The organism is Acinetobacter sp. NIPH 284 (assembly GCF_000369425.1).
Taxonomy (GTDB): Bacteria; Pseudomonadota; Gammaproteobacteria; order Pseudomonadales; family Moraxellaceae; genus Acinetobacter.
In genome coordinates this window covers 1-5201 of record NZ_KB850023.1, presented here as the reverse complement: position 1 = coordinate 5201, position 5201 = coordinate 1, and the positions used below count along the sequence as shown (strand labels likewise).

At 34.0% G+C, this 5201-nt stretch carries 4 protein-coding genes and 3 pseudogenes; 6 read left to right on the top strand and 1 reads right to left on the bottom strand.

Annotation, left to right across the window (positions count from 1 at the left end; all coding sequences use genetic code 11):
* Positions 1-321, top strand: a pseudogene (locus tag F908_RS15205) (IS4 family transposase); the annotation flags it as partial.
* Positions 322-449: 128 nt separating this feature from the next.
* Here F908_RS15205 and F908_RS15805 read toward each other — a convergent pair.
* Positions 450-1579, bottom strand: a protein-coding gene (locus F908_RS15805; protein ID WP_155756589.1) for an IS3 family transposase whose coding sequence is annotated in 2 segments (ribosomal slippage) — positions 450-1327 and positions 1327-1579 — 1131 coding nt in all. Because the reading frame shifts where the segments join, the coding sequence is not laid out codon by codon here.
* A gap of 585 nt (positions 1580-2164) precedes the next feature.
* Between F908_RS15805 and F908_RS15190 the strand changes: the two genes are divergently transcribed.
* The 5 genes and pseudogenes from F908_RS15190 to F908_RS15170 all read left to right on the top strand — a co-directional run.
* A complete protein-coding gene (locus F908_RS15190; protein WP_005166158.1) occupies positions 2165-2941 on the top strand; it encodes a ParA family protein in 777 nt (258 codons plus the stop codon).
* Between the two features lie 18 nt (positions 2942-2959).
* The gene (locus tag F908_RS15185) at positions 2960-3859 is read left to right on the top strand and encodes a ParB/RepB/Spo0J family partition protein (RefSeq protein ID WP_005166156.1); all 900 of its coding nucleotides are present in this window, start codon (positions 2960-2962) and stop codon (positions 3857-3859) included.
* A 125-nt stretch (positions 3860-3984) separates the two neighbouring features.
* Positions 3985-4221, top strand: a pseudogene (locus F908_RS15800) (IS4 family transposase); the annotation flags it as partial.
* Positions 4222-4281: 60 nt separating this feature from the next.
* Positions 4282-4982 (top strand): IS1-like element ISPa14 family transposase gene (locus F908_RS15175; RefSeq protein WP_414635031.1). Its coding sequence is split into 2 segments (ribosomal slippage): positions 4282-4954 and positions 4954-4982, totalling 702 coding nucleotides; the frame shifts between segments, so codons are not numbered across the junction.
* Positions 4983-5010: 28 nt separating this feature from the next.
* Positions 5011-5201 (top strand): annotated as a pseudogene (locus F908_RS15170) (IS4 family transposase); the annotation flags it as partial.

Below are 5201 nucleotides of genomic sequence, written 5' to 3'. Positions count from 1 at the left end.
ACCTTATTTAGTTGTCTCAAAGGACGTGGATTCAATCTTGAAAATACTCGTTTAACAGACCCTAGACGAGTCAAGAAATTGATAGCAGTGCTAGCGATCGGTTTCTGTTGGTGCTATTTAACAGGTGAATGGCAACATGATCGAAAAAAAGCGATAAAAATAAAGAAGCATGGACGACTTTCAGTAAGTTTATTTCGATACGGTTTGGACTATGTTCAAATGGCTATTCTACGTTTGATTGGTTTTGGAAAAAAAGAAGAATTTAAGAAAGTGCTAGCAATTTTAAGAAAGAAAAAGCCTGATAGGACAAGGGCTCTATGAAATTTGTCGTGTACAGAGTTAAATTTTATACAAATAGTTTATCCACAGAATAAAAAACTAATGTGGTTCCGTTAATTAGACCACTCAATTCAGTTTTATAAGTGATAAATCCGCTCTAAATATTTAAATTATGCTGCCATTACTTTTAGTAAATGTTGATCATAAAATTCATTTGGTGTTGCCTTATTCAAACTTGAATGAGGACGTATCGTGTTATAAAAATCCAAATATTCAGCAATTGATTGTTTCGCTTGTTTAACCGTATCGTAAGCCTTCAAATAGACTTCCTCATGCTTCAAGCTGCGCCATAATCGCTCAATCATCACATTATCTCTCCACCGTCCTTTCCCATCCATACTGATACTGATATTTCGCAATTTTAACTCATTCAAAAATGCCTCGCTTGTGAATTGACTGCCTTGGTCTGTATTAAACACCTCTGGACAACCATATTTCACAATTGCTTCTTGCAACGCATCTATGCAAAAGTCTGTTTCCATACTGATCGATACACGATGAGCCAGTACTTTACGACTATGCCAATCTATAATTGCACACAGATAGACAAAGCCTTTAGTCATAGGAATGTATGTGATATCTGTACACCAGACTTGATTAGAGTGAGCGATGACCATGTTTTTCAACAGATATGGGAAAATACGGTGTGCAAGATTAGGCTTACTGGTATTGGGTTTTGGATACAAGGCATGTATTCCCATCAAGCGCATTAAACGTCGGACTTTACGCCGACCTATTTGATGTCCTTGACGCTGTAGCATATCTCGTATCATTCGACTGCCCATAAATGGGTAGTCGAGATGAATTTCATCGATCAGACGCATCAAACTCAAATCAGTTGATGAAATCTCTTTGGGCTTGTAATACAACGTACTGCGATTGATTTGAATCAATTGCGATTGTTGTCGTACCGAAAGTTGATGGGTCTTATCGATCATTTTTTGCCGCTCAGCTGCCCTATTTTTCTGAGCGCACCTTCTAAAAAATCAATTTGCAATGCCTGATGTCCTATCTTGGCATGTAGAGCTTTGAGGTCAATCTCAGGTTCTTGTTGTGCTGTTGGTCGTGAAAAAATATTGATTGATTGCTCAAGCAGTTGATTTTTCCAATCGATGATTTGGTTTTGATGTAAATCGAATTGAGTAGAAAGTTCAGCGAGTGTGTGGTCGCCTTTAATTGCTGCGAGAGCAACTTTAACTTTAAACTCTGCTGAATGATTACGACGTTTTCTTCGTGTCATGGTTGACTCCAAAAACAAGCATTTCCCATGCTTATTGGGGAGTAGATTATCACTTATAGACGTGGTCTAAAATCCTAGAACCACATCAAAACATCTAATGACAAGTCTTCCACCTTTATTTTAAGAAAAACAAACTTATCAACATTATAAGTAATTGAATTATATTATTTTAAACTAAAAAATCCACGTTAAAATAAATAACAATGACAAGTCTTCCACCATAGTGACAAACCTTCCACTTATCGGTGACAGACCTTCCACTTATTAGTGACAAACCTTCCACTTATCAGTGACAGGCCTTCCACTTATCAATGACAGGCTTTCCACTTATTAGTGACACGCCTTCCACTTTAAAAACTCTATATATTTGTTTTTAAACAAATAAAATCTGTCTAATTATAATTAACTAATTAATATTAATTAATACTAATTAAAATTAGCTAGCTATATTTTTAAAAAAAGTTAAGAAATGTTTTTGCTACATCTTCTGAATTTAAAAGATAAAAATATGACAAAGGAACTGTAGCAAGTTGCTACAAATATCTTTATATTAAATGAAATCAAAGTAAATTCCTTAAGACAAATATGTCAACTAAAATCATTGCTGTAGCTAATCATAAAGGTGGTTGCGGGAAAACAACTACTGTAGTACATCTCGCTTCAGAACTTGCCGAATTGGGAAATAAAGTCTTAGTAATTGATCTAGATCCACAAGCAAATGCAAGTTTACATATAGGATTAAGACACCCTAGCGAAGTTGAAACTACATCAGCTGAATTACTTATTGGTGATATAAGTCTATTATCGGAAGCATTAGAAGAAGAAACAAAATTTAAAAATGTTTCCTTAATATATGGCTCATTAACTCTTGGTAAAACTGAAGATCAATTGAAAGATGATGCACCAAGACCATCCGAGGAACTTTCAAATAAATTGGAAATTCTAGAAGGATTATATGACTACATTCTTATTGATTGTCCTCCGAGCTTAAAATTACTAACCAGCAATGCTTTAGCCGCTTCGACACATGTTATTGTTCCAATTGAATCTGGTTCACAATACGGTCTCTATGGGGTTACTGATTTAATTAATCATTTAAGTAAAATTAGAAGAGTTAACCCTGAATTAGAACTCTTAGGTGCTTTATTAATTAAACATGATGAGCGTCAGAATGTATGTAAATTAATAAAAGATGAAGCATTTAATCAAGTTGGAGAATTATTGCATACCACAATTCCAATGAGCACTAAGGTTAATCAAGCTGCAATTTTGCAACAACCTTTATTATCTGTTGATAAAAACTCAAAAGTTCGAAAAGCTTTTGAAACTTTAGCACAAGAAATTGTTCGGCGTGTCGGATAATATAATTCTGGAAATACTATGGTAAGTAATAAAGAGCTATTGGCTAAACGTCTTCAGCAAAATACTCAAAAGCATCAACATGCCCAAAAAGAGCATATTAACGATGTCAAAGAGCTAAGACGTAATGTACAAATTACAGATATTCAGGCTAGCCCTAACCAGCCTCGAAAACTCTTTAATCAACAAGATATTGAAGATTTAGCAGCATCAATTGAGGAAATTGGACTATTACAACCAATTGCAGTTCGTAGAATAAATGATAAATATGAGTTGATTGCTGGTGAAAGACGATTGAAAGCCCACCAATTTCTCAATAAGAACACCATTGAAGTAATCATTATTGATGCATCAGATGAAGAAGTTGCTTTATTAACATTAGCTGAAAATTTAAAGCGAGAAGATCTGACAGATTATGAAATATATGTTGGATTAACTTCTTTGGATGAAGAATTAAAAAAAAATAAGCAGAAGTTAGCAAAGTCATTAGGTATGAATCGTGAAGATATGTATAAATATTTATCTTTTGAAAAATTACCTGGAGAGTTGATTGAAGATTTGGAAAAACAACCGTCATTATTAGCAAGGACCGCTGCTACAGCAGTGAAAAAGTTTCTATCAGATCATGAAGAAAACCATGAATATGCTAAAGCAGCATTATTCGAAGCATGGTCAAAATTGCTTAACAAAGAAGTTGAACAGACAAAATTGGCATCACTAGCTGAAAAAATCTTTAAGTCAAGAGAAACCAAAGAAGTTATTCAAACCTCAATTGTACATAAAATTGAATATGGTGGGAAAGTTGCTGGTAATATCAAATTTGACCATAATACATTAAAGGTATCTTTAAAAATCGGACAATTTGATGATCAAAATTTACAAGAATTAGAAACTTTCCTAAAACGAATGTTAGAGAAATAAAGTAAAAAATAGTGTAGCAACTTGCTACACTATTTTTTTAATTGAGTAAATTTATCTTTGTACATGACAAAAAAGATAACTCATTGAAATAATGGCATAATACTTGTTTTCTGACGACGAATATGATGACTCATTTCAATGAGTTACATCTCATCTTAAACAAATATCTAAAGTGGAACAAGTCACATCTAAAATGTTTTACACTGATTATGCTGGCATTAATTGTAAAACAGACATGTAACCTTTCTTCTGCATCTAAAGCCTTACCCATCACGTGCTTACCACAATCATTTTATCGACGTGTACAACGTTTCTTTGCAGATCAGTATTTCGATTATCGTCAAATTTCTCAGTTAATTTTCAGGTGGTGTTTCAAAAAGTATGCTGAAACAAAGCAGGTTGAATTTTAATAAAATAGAGAAATGCGAATAACTCTAGAAATCAAATGTCCAACCTGCCTCAGTGACAGTATAAAGAAAAATGGCATCAAAGTAGATGGGAAACAAAACTATCAGTGTAAAGACTGTAAACGTCAGTTTATTGGCGACCATGCTCTGAGCTATCTAGGATGTAATTCAGGCATTACTCGAAAAATATTACAGTTGATGGTCAGAGGTAGTGGTATACGAGATATCGCTGAAGTTGAGCGAATCAGTATCGGTAAAGTTTTACGTACTTTAACCGAATCGACCTACCAAATTCAGCCTAAACAAAGTCATTATGAGTCTCTTGAAGTTGATGAGTTTTGGACTTTTGTGGGAAATAAGAATAATAAACAATGGCTTATTTACGCCTTCCATCGAGAAACAGGTGAGATTGTTGCTTATGTTTGGGGTAAAAGAGACTTAGCTACAGTTCAACGATTGAAGACAAAGCTTAAACAATTAGGTATTCACTACACCCGAATTGCAAGTGATCATTGGGACAGTTTCATAACTGCTTTTAAAAACTGCAAGCAAAGTATTGGTAAATTTTTTACTGTAGGCATTGAAGGTAATAATTGCAAAATAAGGCATCGAATTAGGCGCGGTTTTAGAAGGAGTCGTAATTTTTCAAAAAAGATTGAAAACCATTTTAAAGCTTTCGACTTAACCTTTTTTACATCAATAATGGCTTCATTTAATGTCAGCATACTTTTTGAAACACCACCAATTTTCAATATATTTTCATTCGATAAAGTCCAATTAACTTTGGATAGAACCAACTGGAAATGGGGAAAACGAGACATCAATATCTTGATGTTAGCCATCGTCTATCGTGGAATAGCGATACCTATTGTTTGGACATTGCTCAATAAACGTGGAAATTCAGATACAAAAGAGCGTATTGCTTTGATTCAACG